This is a genomic window from Gemmobacter serpentinus (assembly GCF_008973825.1).
GTDB lineage: Bacteria > Pseudomonadota > Alphaproteobacteria > Rhodobacterales > Rhodobacteraceae > Gemmobacter > Gemmobacter serpentinus.
Genome location: NZ_WCHR01000016.1, coordinates 368234 through 384712, shown reverse-complemented (window position 1 = coordinate 384712; position 16479 = coordinate 368234). Strand labels below are relative to the sequence as shown.

16 protein-coding genes and 2 pseudogenes are annotated in these 16479 nt (G+C 64.1%); 6 read left to right on the top strand and 12 right to left on the bottom strand.

The genetic code is table 11. The features are described from left to right. Window positions 1-46: 46 nt before the first annotated feature. The 4 genes from cysW to GBJ34_RS10055 form a co-directional block, all read right to left on the bottom strand. The gene (cysW, locus tag GBJ34_RS10070; RefSeq protein ID WP_151719127.1) at window positions 47-910 is read right to left on the bottom strand and encodes a sulfate ABC transporter permease subunit CysW; all 864 of its coding nucleotides are present in this window, start codon (window positions 908-910) and stop codon (window positions 47-49) included. After that, window positions 903-1739 (bottom strand): sulfate ABC transporter permease subunit CysT, encoded by an 837-nt coding sequence (cysT, locus tag GBJ34_RS10065; RefSeq protein ID WP_151719126.1) that lies wholly within the window; start codon window positions 1737-1739, stop codon window positions 903-905. The genes cysW and cysT overlap by 8 nt, the downstream gene beginning before the upstream one ends. 11 nt (window positions 1740-1750) lie before the next feature. Further along, window positions 1751-2866, bottom strand: a complete 1116-nt coding sequence (locus GBJ34_RS10060) for a sulfate ABC transporter substrate-binding protein (protein ID WP_318843223.1) — start codon at window positions 2864-2866, stop codon at window positions 1751-1753. Window positions 2867-2964: 98 nt separating this feature from the next. Beyond that, window positions 2965-3231 carry a hypothetical protein gene (locus GBJ34_RS10055; protein WP_151719125.1) on the bottom strand — a complete coding sequence of 89 codons (267 nt, stop codon included), beginning with the start codon at window positions 3229-3231 and terminating at the stop codon, window positions 2965-2967. Between the two features lie 425 nt (window positions 3232-3656). Between GBJ34_RS10055 and GBJ34_RS10050 the strand changes: the two genes are divergently transcribed. After that, window positions 3657-4130 carry an Lrp/AsnC family transcriptional regulator gene (locus GBJ34_RS10050; RefSeq protein WP_151719124.1) on the top strand — a complete coding sequence of 158 codons (474 nt, stop codon included), beginning with the start codon at window positions 3657-3659 and terminating at the stop codon, window positions 4128-4130. A gap of 119 nt (window positions 4131-4249) precedes the next feature. Further along, window positions 4250-4828 (top strand): RBBP9/YdeN family alpha/beta hydrolase, encoded by a 579-nt coding sequence (locus GBJ34_RS10045; RefSeq protein ID WP_151719123.1) that lies wholly within the window; start codon window positions 4250-4252, stop codon window positions 4826-4828. Window positions 4829-4862: 34 nt separating this feature from the next. Here GBJ34_RS10045 and gndA read toward each other — a convergent pair whose 3' ends face one another. Beyond that, on the bottom strand, window positions 4863-6272 hold the full coding sequence (gene gndA, locus GBJ34_RS10040; protein WP_151719122.1) for an NADP-dependent phosphogluconate dehydrogenase: 1410 nt from the start codon (window positions 6270-6272) through the stop codon (window positions 4863-4865). A 372-nt stretch (window positions 6273-6644) separates the two neighbouring features. Further along, entirely contained in the window at window positions 6645-7379 is a 735-nt protein-coding gene (locus GBJ34_RS10035) for a copper homeostasis protein CutC (protein WP_151719121.1), read from the bottom strand. 577 nt (window positions 7380-7956) lie between these two features. On the opposite strand from GBJ34_RS10035, the gene GBJ34_RS10030 reads away from it, so the two are divergent. Beyond that, the gene (locus GBJ34_RS10030; protein WP_226341114.1) at window positions 7957-9615 is read left to right on the top strand and encodes an MFS transporter; all 1659 of its coding nucleotides are present in this window, start codon (window positions 7957-7959) and stop codon (window positions 9613-9615) included. A 161-nt stretch (window positions 9616-9776) separates the two neighbouring features. On the opposite strand, the pseudogene GBJ34_RS10025 reads toward GBJ34_RS10030, so the two are convergent. The 6 genes and pseudogenes from GBJ34_RS10025 to GBJ34_RS10005 all read right to left on the bottom strand — a co-directional run bounded on the left by GBJ34_RS10025 (window position 9777) and on the right by GBJ34_RS10005 (window position 13442). Beyond that, a pseudogene (locus GBJ34_RS10025) lies at window positions 9777-11260 on the bottom strand (tripartite tricarboxylate transporter permease). Window positions 11261-11358: 98 nt separating this feature from the next. Continuing rightward, a complete protein-coding gene (locus GBJ34_RS10020; RefSeq protein WP_192931175.1) occupies window positions 11359-11562 on the bottom strand; it encodes a tripartite tricarboxylate transporter TctB family protein in 204 nt (67 codons plus the stop codon). Then, entirely contained in the window at window positions 11523-11981 is a 459-nt protein-coding gene (locus GBJ34_RS10015) for a hypothetical protein (protein WP_151719118.1), read from the bottom strand. The genes GBJ34_RS10020 and GBJ34_RS10015 overlap by 40 nt, the downstream gene beginning before the upstream one ends. Before the next feature lie 46 nt (window positions 11982-12027). Then, window positions 12028-12572, bottom strand: a pseudogene (locus tag GBJ34_RS10010) (RraA family protein). Window positions 12573-12577: 5 nt separating this feature from the next. Further along, window positions 12578-12709: a hypothetical protein gene (locus GBJ34_RS21055; RefSeq protein WP_264177061.1), complete on the bottom strand. Its 132-nt coding sequence runs from the start codon at window positions 12707-12709 to the stop codon at window positions 12578-12580. 16 nt (window positions 12710-12725) lie between these two features. Further along, window positions 12726-13442 carry an NAD(P)-dependent oxidoreductase gene (locus GBJ34_RS10005; protein WP_192931174.1) on the bottom strand — a complete coding sequence of 239 codons (717 nt, stop codon included), beginning with the start codon at window positions 13440-13442 and terminating at the stop codon, window positions 12726-12728. Here GBJ34_RS10005 and GBJ34_RS10000 point away from each other — a divergent pair. From GBJ34_RS10000 to GBJ34_RS09990, 3 genes are all read left to right on the top strand, one after another. Continuing rightward, window positions 13420-13815 carry a LysR substrate-binding domain-containing protein gene (locus GBJ34_RS10000; protein ID WP_192931173.1) on the top strand — a complete coding sequence of 132 codons (396 nt, stop codon included), beginning with the start codon at window positions 13420-13422 and terminating at the stop codon, window positions 13813-13815. The two genes, GBJ34_RS10005 and GBJ34_RS10000, sit on opposite strands and share 23 nt — an antisense overlap. Before the next feature lie 104 nt (window positions 13816-13919). After that, the gene (locus GBJ34_RS09995; RefSeq protein WP_151719115.1) at window positions 13920-15308 is read left to right on the top strand and encodes an NAD(P)/FAD-dependent oxidoreductase; all 1389 of its coding nucleotides are present in this window, start codon (window positions 13920-13922) and stop codon (window positions 15306-15308) included. A gap of 110 nt (window positions 15309-15418) precedes the next feature. Further along, window positions 15419-16456: a glycosyltransferase family 2 protein gene (locus GBJ34_RS09990; RefSeq protein WP_151719114.1), complete on the top strand. Its 1038-nt coding sequence runs from the start codon at window positions 15419-15421 to the stop codon at window positions 16454-16456. Window positions 16457-16479: the final 23 nt, after the last annotated feature.

Here is a 16479-nt window from a genome sequence, read left to right as displayed (position 1 = left end):
GGACCCCCGGGATATTTACAGACAGAAAATGGTAAGGGACGGGTGCTCAGTGGCGGCGGGTGGCCGCCAGTTCATCGGCGTGACGCAGTTCAAGCGCGGTTTTCAAAAGCAGCGTCACCAGCGCCAGCGCGGTCAGCACCGCCGCCATGCTGAAGGCCGCAATCGAGAGATACTCGTTGTAAAGCATCTCGATTGTGATCGGCATGGTCGCAGTCTGGCCGCGGATCTTGCCCGAAACCACCGCCACCGCGCCAAATTCACCCATCGCCCGCGCGTTGCAAAGCAACACGCCGTAAAGCAGCGCCCAGCGAATATTCGGCAGCGTCACCGTCCAGAAGGTGCGCCAACCGCTGGCACCAAGTGTCAGCGCGGCTTCTTCCTCGGCCCGGCCCTGTTCGATCATCACCGGGATCAACTCCCGCGCCACAAAGGGGAAGGTCACGAACATGGTGGCCAGCACGATGCCGGGCAGCGCGAAGACGATGGGATAGCCCTGCGCCACCAGCCAGCCACCAACCAGGCTGTTCGCGCCGAACATCAGCACGATGCAAAGCCCCGCCACCACGGGCGAAACCGAGAAGGGCAAATCAATCAGCGTGATCAGGAAGGCCTTGCCGCGAAAATCGAATTTGGTGATGAACCATGCGGCGGCGATGCCGAAGGCCGCGTTCAACGGCACCGAGATCGCGGCAATCATCAGCGTCAGCTTGATGGCCGACAGCGCATCGCGATTGCCAAGGCTTTGCACGGCGGTCCAGACACCTTTGGCAAGCGCCTCGGCAAAGACCACGAACAGGGGCGCCGCCACCAGAATGGCGATGCCCAGCACCGCCAGCCCGATCAGAAGCCAGCGCACCACCGGCGTTTCCTCGGTCGCGGGGCGGAAGGTGAAGGTGCGGGTCTCAGACATAGCCAATCCTCCGGCGGCTCCAGACCTGGATCAGATTGATGATCAGAAGCATGGCAAAGCTGATCAACAGCATGGCAATGCCGATGGCCGCCGCCGCGTCATAATTGAATTCTTCCAGCTGGATCACGATCAACAGCGGCGCGATCTCGGTCACCAGCGGGATATTGCCCGCGATGAAGATGACCGAGCCATATTCGCCAACCGCCCGTGCGAGGGCCAGCGCAAAGCCGGTCAGCGCCGCCGGGGCCAGCATGGGCAGGATGACACGGGTCAGCGTGTGCAGACGCGAAGCGCCAAGCGTGGCCGAGGCCTCTTCGACCTCGCGGTCGATCTCCTCGACCACCGGCTGCACGGTGCGGGTGACGAAGGGCAGGCCCACGAAAATCAGCGCGATGAAGATACCCCATTGCGTATAGGCAATCTTCACGCCGATTTCCTTGGCGATGCCGCCAAAGACCCCGTTCGGGGCATAAAGTGCGGTCAGGGCGATCCCGGCCACGGCTGTGGGCAAGGCGAAGGGCAGATCCACCGCCGCGTCCAGAATGCGCCGCCCCGGAAACCGATAGCGCACCAGCACCCAGGCCAGCAGCACGCCGAAGGCGAGGTTGAACAGCGCCGCAAACAGCGAGAGGCGGAACGACAGGAACAGCGCGGCCCAGACCCGTTCGCGGTTCACGGTATCCCAGATATTGCCGATGCCGAAAGTGGCACCCTTCAGAAGAAGGGCGCCGATGGGCAGAAGCACGACCAGGGAAAGCATCGTCAGGGTGATCCCCATGCTGAGGCCGAGGCCAGGCATGGGGGATCGGTGGATCAGCGGTCTGCCCATCACCCGTATCCTCACTTCGCGACGTAGATCTGCTCGAAGATACCGCCGTCACCGAAGTGTTCGGGCTGTACCTTGGCCCAGCCACCGAAATGGGCGATATTGACCAGATCAACCTTGGGGAAACGCGCCACGTCTTCGGGATTGGCCGCCGAGGCATCCCAGGCACGGTAGAAGTTCTTGAAGGCGATGGCCTGACCTTCCGGCGAATAGAGATAGTCGAGATAGGCGGTGGCCAGCTTGCGCTGCGCATCCGTCTTGATGTTGCTTTCGACCAGCGCAACCGGCGGCTCGGCCAGAACCGACACGCTCGGCACCACGATGTCGAACTCGTCCTCGCCCAGTTCTTTCAAGGCCAGATAGGCCTCGTTCTCCCAGGCCAGCAGCACATCACCGATACCACGCTGCGCGAAAGTGGTTGTGGAACCACGCGCGCCGCTGTCCAGAACCGGCACATGCTTGAACAGATCGCCGACGAATGCCTTGGGATCCTTGCCGTTCTTTTCAGCCCAGGCCCAGGCGGCGAGGTAGTTCCAGCGCGCCCCGCCCGAGGTTTTCGGGTTCGGCGTGATCACCTCGACACCATCGGCGACCAGATCACCCCAGTCCTTTATGCCCTTGGGATTGTCCTGACGGACAAGGAACACGATGGTCGAGGTATAGGGCGAAGAATTGTGCGGCAGCTTCGCCTGCCAATCCTTCGGCAGCTTGCCCGCCTCGGCGATCTTGTCGATGTCAGAGGCCAGCGCCAGCGTGACGACCTGGGCCTCCAGCCCGTCGATCACCGAACGCGCCTGCGAGCCGGAGCCACCATGGCTGGTCTCGATGGCGGGGGCCTCATTGCCCTCGGCGGCCCAATGCTTGGCGAAAGCATCGTTGAATTCACGATACAACTCGCGGGTCGGATCATAGCTGACATTCAGCAGCGCCTCGGCCTGCGCGGCTTGCGGGGTGCCAAAGCCCATGGCGGCCAGCGCCAGAACCGACAGCACGCCTTTCAGGACCTTAGGGATCGGCCAGCCGGTCAGGCGTTCGCGGCCGGTTTCGATGGTGACACGACCGTCAAGATGTTCGGCAACCATGATGCCCTGTGCGGAAACGGTGCCGCCGATGGTGATGGTGGTAAGCATATCAGTCTCCTGCTGTCGGGTCCGGGCGGCGGACGCACGGGAACGGAATTGGAAGATCGGGAATTGCCCCAGAACGGGGAAAGGATGGGCGAAGGGGCTCATTTGCGCCTCCCGGTATCGGCCAGACCTTCGATCGGATCGACGCGAACCTCCCAGACGGCGGCGTTGCGGCCCTGCAAAAGTTCGGCCGTGGCCTCTTCGGGATTGCGGGTGAACAGCACAAGCGGCGTGCCATTCACGCGATGGGTTGCCCCGGTGCGGCGGTCGATCAGCCGGACGGCACAGATGCGCGAAAGGCCTGCCATCTGCGGCATGACGCCGACCCGGCCAGTGGCGGGAAGATAGGCTGCATTCGATGCGATCATCTGCGTTCTCCTTCTCTGTCGATCTGTTGCGATCATCCGGGGCCGGTTGGCCGTTCGGTGATTTAATATCGACAGATAAGGTCGAGTATTGCAACGGAAAAATCACGGTCATTTTTGTAGTGATTTTAGCATTTTTTTCTCCAGCACAACCGAGCCCTCCAATGAGGGTGATATTTTATTAAATAAAATCCTATACTTAACCATTGCATCAGTTCATCCTCGCGCCGCGCACAGCCGTATCACTGACCTGCCCAAGTTGGCGTGAACCATCTGTCAAACGGGGATCAAGCAGGATATTTTTCTAGTATTTACAGTTAGATAGCACGGATCAGACTATACACGATAAACACTATAGACATTAAAGATATTTTAAGCATCCTGAAGGCGTGTAGCATGAAGCTGCCACAGACAGCCGGAGAAGACCGATGGAAGCCCTGGACCTGATTGACCGCAAAATCGTGGCAGAGTTGATGCGCGACGCCTCGATGCCGGTCGCACAGATCGCCGACAAGGTTGGCCTGTCGCAGACCCCGTGCTGGAAACGGATCCAGAAACTGAACGAATCCGGGGTCTTGACCGGAAGGGTGGCGCTTGCCGACCCGGCACGCCTTGGCTTTGGCCTGACGATCTTCGTCGGCATCGAGGCGCCCGATCACGGCAGCGAATGGCGCGCGGCCTTCAGCAAGGCCGTCGATTCCATCACCGAGATCATGGAGGTTTACCGTATGGCCGGCGAAATGGATTACCTGCTGCGGGTTGCCGTGTCGGACATGACTGCCTTCGACGCCCTCTATAAGCGTCTCACCGATTCCGTGCCGATCAAGAACGTGACCTCGCATTTCGCGATGGAACGCATGAAGTTCACCACCGCCTATCCGGTGGATACCCGCAACCGCTGATCCCGCCCGCCGGAGAAGGGTCTTCCCTTTATCCAACGGGATTTGGAACCAAAAATCACGACCTTTGCACTAGCCTATTTCCACCTTCACTGAGCTCGTCATCACCCAAGGAGGCCAAAATGACGAAGACATTGCTCGTCCCCGGTCTGGATGGCTCGCCCGCACCGCATTGGCAGCATTGGTGGGCCGCGACCGAACACAATGCCCTGACGGTCGAATTGTCGAACCCAGACCGCCCGGTTCCGGCGGTCTGGGAGGTGGAACTGCTGGGCGCGATCCTGCGCCATCCCGACAGCGTGCTGGTCGGCCATTCGCTGGGTGCAGTCCTGATTGCGCGTGTGCTGTCCACTGTGCCGCAATTGCGGGTGCGCGCGGCGATGCTGGTGGCCCCGGCCGAGACCGAGGGCAAGGCCCGGATCGGCCAGTTCGGCACGCTGCCGCGGCACCCGCTTGGGGTGCCGACCACGCTGGTCGCCAGCCGCAACGATCCATGGATGAGCTTTTCGCGTGCCAGTCAGCTTGCCTCGCATTGGGGCAGCGATCTGGTGGATCTGGGCTTTGCCGGTCATGTCAATGTGGCCTCGGGCTATGGCCCCTGGCCCACCGGGCGACGGCTGCGCGATGAACTGACCCAGCGTGCAGCACCCCTGCTCACATATCCGCAACGCCCAGCGCCCGCGCTGCGAATCGCGGGCTGAGGCCCCCTCAGCCCGCTTGCAACTTGGACAAGACTCAGCCCGCCGATTGGCCCCAGGGGCCATGATGCAGATCCTGCCCGTCCAGCCGCTCAAACCCATGTGCGCCAAAGAAATCGCGCTGCGCCTGGATCATATTAGCGGTGCCGCGCGCGGTGCGCATCATGTCAAACCACGACAGGCCCGCCGAAAGCGCAGGCACGGCATGGCCGTGCAGGGCCGCCTGCGCCACCACCTGCCGCAACGCGGGCAGGCCCGCCTCGATCTTGTCGGCAAAGAATGGCGCAAGGATCAGGTTGCGTCCGGCATCATCTGCCAGCGCCGCCGCCATATCGTTCAGCATATCCGACCGGATGATGCAGCCCGCGCGCCAGACCCGTGCAATGGCGGGTAGATCCAACTGCCAGCCAAAGGCGCGCCCCGCCGCCTCGATCATCGCAAAGCCCTGCGCATAACACAGGATCTTGCCGACGATCAGCGCCTGTTCCAGCGCGTCAAGGCTCACCTCGCAACGCTGCGGCGCGGCACCAAACCGCGTCTCGCCCACGCGACGCTCCTCCAGCCGGGCCGAGACATTGCGCGCCATCACCGCCGCCTCGATCACCGGGATCGGTGCCGCCAGATGCTGCGCCTCCACCGCGGTCCAGCGCCCGGTGCCCTTCTGGCCCGCCGCATCCAGAATGGCATCCAGCATCGGGCCGCTGCCCAGCGGATCGGCCGCCTGTGCGACAGCTGCAGAAATCTCCACGAGGTAAGAACGCAGCACGCCCTCATTCCAGCCCGCGAAGGTTTCGCCGATCGCTGCGGCAGGCAGGCCCAGCCCGTCCCGCATCACGCCGTAGACTTCGGCGATCATCTGCATATCGGCATATTCGATGCCATTATGCACGGCTTTCACGAAATGCCCGGCACCTGCCTCACCCATCCAGGTCGCGCAGGCGCTGCCATCCTCGGCCCGCGCGGCGATCGCTTCCATGATCGGGGCGATGCGCGCCCAGTCCTCCGGCGCACCGCCGCCCATGATGGCCGGACCATGGCGCGCGCCCTCTTCGCCGCCCGACACGCCCATACCAAGGAAGCGCATGGCCAGACCTGCCGCATCGCGCCGATTGGTATCATGGAAATTCGCGTTGCCCGCATCGATGATCAGATCCTGCGGATCCAGCAGCGGCGACAGCGCCGCGATCTGGTCATCCACTGCGGAGCCCGCAGGCACCATCAGGATGATGGCGCGCGGCGGCGCGATGGCCGCAACCAGCGCCTCAAGACTTTCGGTCGGCATGATCCGCGCGGCCAGCGCCCCGGCCTCGGCATGAAAGCGCCGCGTCACCTCGGTCGTGCGGTTCCAGACCGCGATGGGAAAGCCCTTCTCGGCGATGTTGAGCGCGAGTGCGGCCCCCATGGTGCCAAGTCCGATCAGCCCGATCTGCGCCTTGTGCTCTGACATGCGCCTTATCTCCTTCGCGATGGGAATGCTCCGATGCCGTGATCTGGCCCCGCCGCATTCCGAACTCTCCCTGTCCAGAACAGGAATATCCGGCGCTGCGCCGGGTTGCCACCGGGTAGGCACGCATCCGGCGAATGCGGGGCGCTGCCATGCCTTCGCGCGGATGATAGCGGTAACGACGCCGCAAACACAAGGCACCGCGCGGTCCTTGCCTGTCGACCTCCGCAGGATCGACCGCAACCTGATCCGCCACGATGCTGCCCCCGCAAGGCGGCGCGACCGAATGGACCCTTGTCATGGTGATCCATCAGACCAGTTGCCGATCGGCACCGATAAGGGCGTGCCCCGCATCCCAAAGGCCGCACTGATCGATTAGCCTGCGGCAATCCCATCCAGCGCCCCCCGCAGGGCGCGCACCTTTGCGGCATCGGTCTTGCGCGCGCCTTGCGGCTGAAAGCCGAATGCCGTTACCGCAGCCAAAGCAGGTGGCGGCACCGGATCAGAGGCCGATCCATGAATTTCGCGCAGCGGCAAGGCACGCGCAAAGACCGCCACGTTGGTCCCGGACACACCGCCGCCCGGCATCACGCTGACCAGGGGCGCGGCCCGCGCCATGGCCTGCAGACGTGCGATCCCGGCCTCGGCCCGAACCGCGCCGCCCGATGACAGCACCCGCCGGATCCCCAAGCCTTCAATCAGCCGCATCGCAGCCTCCGGATCCGGCACCAGATCGATGGCGCGGTGCAAGGTGATGTCCATCCCCTGCGCCTCCTGCACCAGACGCTGCAACACATCGCTGTCCAGCCGCCCGTCGGAATGTGAGGCACCGATGACAACCCCCGCCAGACCTGCCGCGCGACTGGCGCGGATTTCGGCGCAGAGCATCTCCACTTCCGGTGCCGTCCAGCAGAAATCCCCCGCGCGCGGGCGGATCATCGCCATCGCGGGCAGACCGCATCCCGCCGCCTGCGCCATCAGGCCCGGCGAAGGTGTCAGCCCGCCAAGCGCCAGCGCCGCGCAAAGCTCGATCCGGTCCGCACCGCCGGCCCTGGCCGCCGCGATCCCCGCCGCGTCATCAACACAGATTTCCAGCGTGATCCGGCGCATATCTTCCGCTCCAACCCTCGATTCAATCCTATCCCGGCAGACGGCCCATCCCGGCACGGATCCAGATCGCCAGATCGCCATGGATCGCTGTGCCGAGCAGAAAGATCCCGGCCCCAAGCGCGCCATCCCGAAACATGCCCCCACAATCAGCAAGGCCGAAAAACCGATCCGTTCGTGGGTCAGGCCCAACAAATATGAAAGCGGCAGCGAAATACACCCCTGAAACCCGGTCGAGCGCAAGGGGACTTGCCGACCGCGCCTTGCAGATGCCAGATCGGCGCGCTGCTGCCCAACGGCCGTCTTGCTGGCCTCGTGGTCACTGGGGGAAACAAGCCCAAACCTGCCCGCATCATTGGTTGCCCTTCGCGGATGATGGTCATCTGACGCGCCTTGCGCGGTCCGTCTGTGCTGCGTCGCGGCGTATGCGGGCACTGGACTTCACCCCATCAGGCCCCCATCATTCGCCCATCAGACCCGGTCGCACGCAGCACACCCCGCATCAGATTGTCGGGTTGCAACAGATGGACGGGCCCCTCGGAACACCATGACTGACCAGCCACCAAAGCCAGACGCAGCCTTGCAAAATACCTCGCCCACTGATGCCGCGGCCCCGACGCGCGACTCTGCCTTTTCGCCGCTGCGCTATCCAGATTTCCGGCTGATCTGGACGGCAACACTGATCGCCAATCTGGGAACCTTGGTGCAGGGTGTGGGTGCCGGCTGGAGCATGACCGAGCTGACCGCACAACACGAAATGATCGCGCTGGTTCAGGCCTCCACCACCTTGCCGATCATGCTGCTGGCGATCCCCGCAGGGGCGATTGCCGATCTGTTCAACCGCCGCCGCGTGATGCTGTTTTCGCAGGGCTTCATGGCGGTGGTCTCGGGCCTGCTGGCCGTGGCCAGCTGGCAAGATGTGCTTGGGCCATGGACACTTCTGGCCTTCACCTTCCTGCTGGGCCTTGGCACCGCGCTGAACATCCCGTCCTGGCAGGCCTCGGTCCGCGATCTCGTGCCGCGCGAAGATCTGCCCAAGGCGGTTGCGCTGAATTCCATGAGCTTCAACCTGATGCGATCCGTCGGCCCCGCCATCGGCGGATTGCTTGTGGCCTGGGCCGGACCGCACGCGGCGTTTGCACTGAACGCAATCAGCTATCTGGCGCTGATCTATGCGCTGGCGCGCTGGAAAGGGCCCGAGATCACCTCAACCCTGCCGACCGAAAGCCTTGGCAGCGCGATCACGCTGGGCCTGCGCTATGTGCTGCTGTCGCCCAATCTGCTGACCATCATCTTGCGTGGCTTCCTGTTTGGCGGCGGCGCGGTGGTCATGCTGGCCCTGTTGCCCGCGATCAGCCGCGACCAGATGCAGGCGGGTGCGATGACCTATGGGATTCTGCTGGGTGCCTTTGGTGCAGGGGCTATCGGTGGCGCTTTGCTCAGCGCCCCCCTGCGCCGGATCTGGCAGATCGAACGCGTCATCGCCACCGCCTTTTGCGGCTTTGCCTTGGGCACGACCGTGGTGGCGCTGGTACCCGGCCCGGTGCTGGCCGTGCCGGGATTGATTCTTGCCGGCGGTGCCTGGGTCCTGGCGCTGTCGCTGTTCAATGTCTCGGCGCAGCTCGCCAGCCCCCGCTGGGTGGTGGGTAGGGTGCTGGCGATCTACCAGACAGCGACCTTTGGCGGCATGGCCATGGGAAGCTGGCTTTGGGGCAGCCTGTCGGAAAGCCTCGGCATCCGCGCGGCGCTGCTGCTTGCCGCAAGCACGATGCTGCTGGGTGCGGGCTTTGGCCTGATCCGCCGGATGCCCGACTTCCCGGAAGTGGATCTGGACCCCGCCAACCGCTTCCACGCCCCGGCGCTGCGGCTGAACCTCAAAGCGCGGTCCGGGCCGCTGATGGTGATGATCGACTGGAACATCCCCCCCGAGAATACCGAAGGTTTTCTGGCCGCCATGGCGCAACGCCGCCAGATCCGACTGCGTGACGGCGCGCGCGAATGGGCGCTGATGCGCGATCTGGAGGATCCCGATATCTGGGTCGAGGCCTATCACGTCCCGACCTGGACCGAATATCTCCGCCACCAGCAGCGCCGCACCCGCTCCGACGCGGAAAACTTCGACAAACTTCTGACGCTGCATCGCGGCCCCGAACGTCCGCGCGTGCATCGAATGATCGAAAGGCGGGCGGTGACCGACTATCACGATATCCCCATTCTGGAAGTGCCGAAGGTGCCGTAGGGCGCGCGATCTCAGGCAATGAGAAGGGCCGGGTGCCATATGGCTCCGGCCCGTTCTGTCTGACATGTCGCCCGGGGGCTGTCTGCCCCCGGACCCCCGAGGATATTTGGGAACAGATGAGGGGCCAAGATGGAAGGCGGGCTCCCTTCGGCCTCAAGCGTTCAGCTTTCTTCTTCCTGAAAGGCCTCTTCGCGGGTTTTGCGGAAGGTGGGCAGGATCATCAGCGTCAGCAGCACCACGGTTGCCAACAGCATGATCAGGCTGATCGGACGTTCGACAAAGATCGAGGGATCGCCCTGGGTGATCAACAGCGTGCGGCGCAGGTTTGCCTCCAGCAACGGGCCAAGGACAAAACCCAGCAGCAGCGGCCCCGGCTCGCATTTCGCCTTGCAGAAAGCGTATCCCAGCAAGCCGAACCCCGCCGCAAGCATCACATCGAAGATACGGTTGTTCATCGAATAGGCCCCGATGCAGCAGAACAACAGGATTGCCGGGTAAAGCAGACGGTAGGGCACGGTCAGCAGCTTTACCCAAAGCCCGACCATCGGCAGGTTGATGAGCACCAGCAGCGCATTGCCCACCCACATCGAGGCGACCAGGCCCCAGAAGATCTCGGGCTGGGTGGTCAGCACCGTCGGCCCCGGCGTGATCCCATGGATCATGAAGGCCGACAACATCATCGCCATCATGTTGTTGGACGGGATGCCCAGCGTCAACAGGGGGATGAACGAGGATTGTGCGGCGGCATTATTCGCGGATTCCGGGGCAGCCACCCCTTCCACCGCGCCATGGCCAAAGGCCTGCGGGCGACGCGAGACCTTCTTTTCCAGGGAATAGGCACTAAAGGAGGCCAGCGTCACCCCACCGCCCGGCAGCAGACCACGAAAGGTGCCGATGCCGGTGCCGCGCAGCACGGCGGGCCAAGCGCGGCGGAAATCGTCGCGCGTGGGCCAGAGCCGGGTGACAGGCACCAGTTTCACATTGTCGGATCCGGTGCGCTCCAGATTGGAAATCATCTCGGCAAAGCCGAAGAGGCCAATGGCGATCACCACGAAATCGATGCCGTCAAACAATTCCAGCGCGCCAAGGGTCAGGCGTTCTGCCCCGGTTTCCTGATCGGTGCCAACCATGCCCAGAAGCAGCCCGACCAGGATCATGCCGATGGCCTTGAGAACCGAGCCGCTGGCAAGAATTGTCGCGGCCAGAAGGCCGAACACCATCAGTGAGACATATTCGGCCGGGCCGAAATTCAGCGCGAATTGCGACAGCATCGGCCCCGCCAAGGCAATGGCAAAGGTCGCAACCGTGCCCGCAAAGAACGATCCCAGTGCGGCCACGGCCAGTGCGGATCCCGCCCTGCCCTGCTGCGCCATCTGATAGCCATCCAGCGCCGTCACCACGGCCGAGGCCTCGCCCGGCAGGTTGACAGAATGGCGGTGGTCGATCCGCCATATTGGGCACCGTAATAGATGCCGGCCAGCATGATGATGCCCGCAAGCGGCGGCAGATAAAAGGTGATCGGCAAAAGCACCGCAATGGTCGCCGTAGGCCCGATGCCGGGCAACACCCCAATCAGCGTGCCCAGCAGGGCACCGATCAGGCAGAACAGCAGGTTTTGCCAGGTCAGGGCTTCGGTGAACCCCATCAGAAGCAGATCAAGGAATGACATCCGGCCCTCCCCAGGCGCAGAAACGTTGGGCGGAACCGGCCCAGCGGGGCGGGGCCGGCCTTGCAGATAGCGGATCAGATCGGAAGGAATGGTGGCCAGAGCGGCACCTGCACACCCAGACCCCAGACAAAGACCTGGGCCCCGAACAGCGTGAGGCCGATGGCCAGCGCCAGCACCTGACGCCAGCGAACACCCGGATCGGCCAGCGACCCGACGATGATCAGTCCGGGCGAGGCGATCACAAAGCCCAGATGTGTCGCCGCATAGGCGAAGACCACGATGGACAGGTGATGACCCGACCTGGCCGCACCCGTATCGTCTCGATCCCGGCAGCCGGGCGACGCAGCGCGGGCACGCCCACCAGCGCCCCCATTCCGATCAGCATCAGGCTGACAAGGCGGGGCAGGAAGCCCGGCGTGTTCAGCGAGGAGATGGTGTAATCATCCGCCGGTTCCTGCGAAAGCGCCGTATAGGTGATCTTGCCCGCAGCCCCGGGGCGGTTCATCACCGGGATCTGGCTGCCCAGATCGGCCTCCAGATTGAGGGCAAGCGCCCGCAGCATGATATCGGTGCCGCCGCCGGGCGCGAAGGACACGATCAGGTTGATCGGCCGATCTGTCGGCCAGTCTGCCTGCGCCACACCTGCGCCAAACATCGTGAATGCAGCAGCCAGTGCTGCCGATGTTAGCCGTTTCATCCGTGTCTCCTCCCTGATTGCCCGGCGCCTCTCCCGCGCCCTCTTCCTACACCCCTTGCGGGATTTCGCAGCCCAAGCGGCGCAATGCCGCGTCGATCCATGATCTGTCGGTGGTGCCGGCCTTGATTGCCTCCATCAGCTTTTGTTCGGCTTCCTGCTTGGCGACGGTGCGGGCATAGACTGCCTCGACTGCGTCAAACGGCACCGAAACCACGCCATCGGCATCGCCAAGGATCAGATCGCCGGGCGCGATCACCCTGTCAGCGATGGCAATCGGCACGTTGATCTCGCCGGGGCCGTCCTTATAGGGGCCGCGATGGGTGATGCCCGCGGCAAAGACCGGCAGATTGGTCGCCAGAAACACGTCGGCATCCCGGATCGCCCCGTTCAGCACGAAACCCGCCACACCACGGTTGACCGCATGGGCCAGCATCAGCTCGCCCATCAGCGAATTGGTCAGATCCCCTCCGCATCACAGATGATGACATCGCCCGGCTGCGCCATGTCGATGGCCTTGTGCAGCATCAGATTGTCGCCCGGGCGGGTTTTCACCGTCAGGGCGGGCCCGGCCAGCACGCCGTCACGATGCATCCGGGTCAGGCGGGGCCTGCCGCAGCAATGCGGGACATGCTGTCGCTGACATTGGCGACCGGAAGTGCGGCAAAGCGCGCGACAAGCTCCGCCGGGACGGCGCGCGCGCGCACCAAGATGCGGAAACCGATGGTCATTCTTCACTCACCCGGGTCATGCGGTGATGGTGTGCGGCGCAAGGGCCGCGCGGTTGACGATGCGCGACGGCGCGATTCCGCGCCCCGCCAGATGATCGACGATGGCCTGTGCCGCCTCGACGCCGACGCGCGTATTGGCGGCGGTGGTGACGCCCCCGATATGGGGCGAGATGACCACGCGCGGCTCCGCGAAATAGCGGTGATCGGCGGGGGGCGGCTCTTGCGCGAATGTATCGAGCCCGGCCCCTGCCAGGTGCCCGGCGGCCAGCGCATCGCACAAGGCATCCTCGTCGATCAGCGCGCCGCGCGCGGTGTTGATCAGGATCGCATCGGGCTTCATCAATGCGATCCGCTCGGCATTGATGATGCCACGCGTCGCAGGCGTCAGCGGCGCATGAAGGCTGATGACCTCACAACGGGCACAAAGCGCATCCAGCGTATCTACCCGCATCACCCCATCTGCCGCAAACTGCGCGTCAGATGCGAAAGGATCGCAGGCAAGAACCTCCATTCCGAAGGCCTTGGCAAAAGCGCCGGTCTGGCGGGCAATCGCACCGAAGGCGAACAATCCGATGCTCTGCCCGGCCAGTTCGCGCCTCTTGAAGCCGGGCTTGTCCCAGCGGCCCGCGCGCAGGCCCGCATCCAGCGGCACGATCTGCTTGGCCACCGCAAACAGCAACGCCATCGCATGTTCGGCCACCGAAACCGCATTGGCCCCGGAGGTCACTGCCACGGCCCCACCGGCGGACATCGCGACGCTTCTGCAACGGCTGCCCTATATTCGTTTCCGCTCCAACGTGCCTTTGGCGCATATCATCGATCTGGAACTGGCACGGATGAACCTGCCGCTGAACGAGGTGGCCGAAATCGATACGGTTTCAGCGATCCCCTCATGCGTGGCTGAGGGCTTGGGCGTCTCGGTCGTGCCGCAGATCGCCATTGATGATTGTAACGCCGATCTGTTGTGTCTGCCTTTCGGCCAGCCGCAGTTGCACCGCGATATCGGTCTCGTTGAGCGGGAGAACAGCACACGCGGCCCGGTGATTTCCGAATTGCACCGCCTGCTGGGCGAGGCAAGCGGCCCTTACGGTGTCACGGAAGGCTGAAACTCGCGATGCAGCCGGGGGAACTTGACCGCGCCGGGAGATATGATCAAATTGCGCCACATGGCGGCGTGCCCGGCCCGGGCGGCATCTGAAAGGGAACGTTCATGCAGGTCAAACGCAATGGCGGGGTCTCGTTCTGGTATGCCGATATGGGTGGTGTGCCCGGCTGTAGGCCCGCGTTGCCCGGCGATCTGGATGTCGATATCTGCATCATCGGCGCGGGGTTCACCGGGCTCTGGACCGCCTACTACCTGCAAGCCGCACAACCCGGACTATCCATCGCGGTGCTGGAGCGGGAATTTGCAGGTTTCGGTGCCTCGGGCCGCAATGGCGGCTGGTGCAGTGGCAGCTTCGGCTGGAGCCGGGAACGCTATCTGTCGACCGGCAGCCGCGCGAGTATCATCGACTTTGAACGCCAGCTGCGCGGCAGCGTCGATGCGGTGATCGGGGTCTGCGAGGCCGAAGGGATCGACGCCGATATCCGCCGCACCGATTGCCTGACCTTTGCCTGTTCGCCGGCACAGATGCAGCGCCTGCGCGCTGAACATGACAGCGACATGGCATGGCAGGTGCCCGAGGCGCGCAGCCATCTGATTGGCGCGGCCGAGGCTGCCGCCCGCATCCGCATCCAGAATGTGCAGGGCGCGTTGGTCACCGGCGGCGTCGCGCGGGTGCAGCCCGCCAAGCTGGTGCGCGGTCTGGCCGCTGCGGTAGAGCGGCGCGGTGCCACAATCTATGAACAGACCACCGTGACCGGCATCGAGAAGGGCCGCGTCAGCACCGATCGCGGCACGGTCACCGCCCATCGCATCATCCGCGCCACTGAAGGCTTCACCCATGGCATTCCCGGCAACACGCGCGAATGGCTGCCGATGAACAGCGCCATCGTGGTCACCGAACCGCTGCCCGACGCCCTCTGGGACGAGATCGGCTGGCAGGGTTATGAAGTATTTGGCGATGCCGCCCATGCCTATTGCTATGCGCAACGCACCCGCGACAACCGCATCGCCATGGGCGGGCGCGGCGTGCCCTATCGCTTTGGCTCGAAAACCGATGTGAACGGCCAGACGCAGGAGGCCACGGTCGCAAAGCTGCAAGAGATCCTCTATCGGATGCTGCCACAGACCCAGGGGGTGCAACTTGATCACGCATGGTGTGGCGTGCTGGGCGTGCCGCGCGACTGGTGCGCGACGGCCGGCCTTGATCCGGCGACCGGCATCGGCTGGGCGGGTGGCTATGTCGGGCTGGGCGTCGCCACCTCCAACTTCGCGGGGCAGACGCTGGCCGATCTGGTTCTGGACCGCGAGACCGAGCGCACCGCGCTCCCTTGGGTCAACCGCAAGCCCCGCAAATGGGAGCCCGAGCCGCTGCGCTGGCTTGGGGTTCATGGCATGTATTGGCTTTACCATCTGGCCGACCGGCGCGAGGCCGCGCGCGGCGGTCGCGCCACATCGCGACTGGCAACGCTTGCCAACCGGCTCAGCGGGCGGTGATACCCCCCCGCAATGCGCGGGTTGCCTTGACATGATCGCGCTGCGATGTGCTCAGATCAGACCGGGGTTGACCGGCCCTGACCATGCAACGGTGACAGGTTCGACCCACGATGACACGCATCCTTTCCGTAACGGCGATCCGGGATGAAGGCCCCTTCCTGCTGGAATGGCTGGCTTGGCACCGCCTGCTGGGTGTCACGGATTTTCTTGTCTTTTCCAACGACTGCAGTGATGGGTCAGACCGGATGCTGGAGGCATTGGCGCAGGCGGGTGTATTGACCCATGTCCCGCATCAGGCCCCGCCCGAGAAAAGTGTGCAATGGCAGGCGCTGAAATCGGCCTGGCAACACCCGCTGCGCAAGCATGCCGACTGGATGCTGGTTTCGGATGTGGATGAATTTCCGATGATCCATATCGGCGCGCATCGCTTTGCCGATCTGCTGGCCGCCCTGCCGGAGACCACCGAGGCGGTGGCGCTAGGCTGGCGGCTGTTCGGCGCGAATGGTGTTCTTGGGCTTGTGGACCAGCCGGTGACGGCGCAATTCCTGCGTTCGGCCCCGCCCGATATGGTCCATCCCATCGGGGCGAGCTACTTCAAGACCCTGTTCCGCCCGCGTGCCTTCCGCAAGCCCGGCGTGCATCGCCCCCTGCGCGCACCCGATGCGCCGCCTGCGCAATGGGTCGATGGCAGCGGCCGCGCCCTGCCCGATCTGCATTCCGGGAATGACAAGCGCCTGTCCTTGCTGCCGCTGACCGGCTATCGCGCCTTGGCCGAGATGCATCACTATTCGCTGCGTTCCGTCGAAAGCTTCATTGTGAAATCCGAACGCGGATTGCCCAATCGCAGCGTGAAGCAGATCGATCTGCATTACTGGGTGGAGCGGAACTTCAATTCCGTGCTCAACGAGGCGGCTTTGGCCTTGCAGACCCCGCTTGCGCAAGAGATTGCCGCGCTGAAAGCCCTGCCCGGCGTGGCGGATCTGCATGGCGCTGCCTTTGACTGGCATCGCCAGCAGGCGCAGGCCCTGTTGCGGCGGCCAGAGGCCTATCGGCTGTATACCGGCTGCCTGCACGCGGCGGGGTCTTCCGCGCTGCCGCCACGTCTGGGACAGGATCTGTTGATGCGGTTTCAACAGCTGGAAGGCTGAGGCCGCGCGCAGATCGCCGTCCG

What these genes read in the sequence shown, in the direction of transcription:
- GBJ34_RS09990 (WP_151719114.1), top strand. Translation starts at nt 15,419, where the DNA reads ATGACACGCATCCTTTCCGTAACGGCGATCCGGGATGAAGGCCCCTTC.
- GBJ34_RS10060 (WP_318843223.1), bottom strand. Translation starts at nt 2,866, where the DNA reads ATGCTTACCACCATCACCATCGGCGGCACCGTTTCCGCACAGGGCATC.
- GBJ34_RS10045 (WP_151719123.1), top strand. Translation starts at nt 4,250, where the DNA reads ATGACGAAGACATTGCTCGTCCCCGGTCTGGATGGCTCGCCCGCACCG.
- GBJ34_RS10015 (WP_151719118.1), bottom strand. Translation starts at nt 11,981, where the DNA reads ATGAAACGGCTAACATCGGCAGCACTGGCTGCTGCATTCACGATGTTT.
- GBJ34_RS10050 (WP_151719124.1), top strand. Translation starts at nt 3,657, where the DNA reads ATGGAAGCCCTGGACCTGATTGACCGCAAAATCGTGGCAGAGTTGATG.
- cysT (WP_151719126.1), bottom strand. Translation starts at nt 1,739, where the DNA reads ATGGGCAGACCGCTGATCCACCGATCCCCCATGCCTGGCCTCGGCCTC.
- GBJ34_RS09995 (WP_151719115.1), top strand. Translation starts at nt 13,920, where the DNA reads ATGCAGGTCAAACGCAATGGCGGGGTCTCGTTCTGGTATGCCGATATG.
- GBJ34_RS10035 (WP_151719121.1), bottom strand. Translation starts at nt 7,379, where the DNA reads ATGCGCCGGATCACGCTGGAAATCTGTGTTGATGACGCGGCGGGGATC.
- gndA (WP_151719122.1), bottom strand. Translation starts at nt 6,272, where the DNA reads ATGTCAGAGCACAAGGCGCAGATCGGGCTGATCGGACTTGGCACCATG.
- GBJ34_RS10055 (WP_151719125.1), bottom strand. Translation starts at nt 3,231, where the DNA reads ATGATCGCATCGAATGCAGCCTATCTTCCCGCCACTGGCCGGGTCGGC.
- cysW (WP_151719127.1), bottom strand. Translation starts at nt 910, where the DNA reads ATGTCTGAGACCCGCACCTTCACCTTCCGCCCCGCGACCGAGGAAACG.
- GBJ34_RS21055 (WP_264177061.1), bottom strand. Translation starts at nt 12,709, where the DNA reads ATGACCATCGGTTTCCGCATCTTGGTGCGCGCGCGCGCCGTCCCGGCG.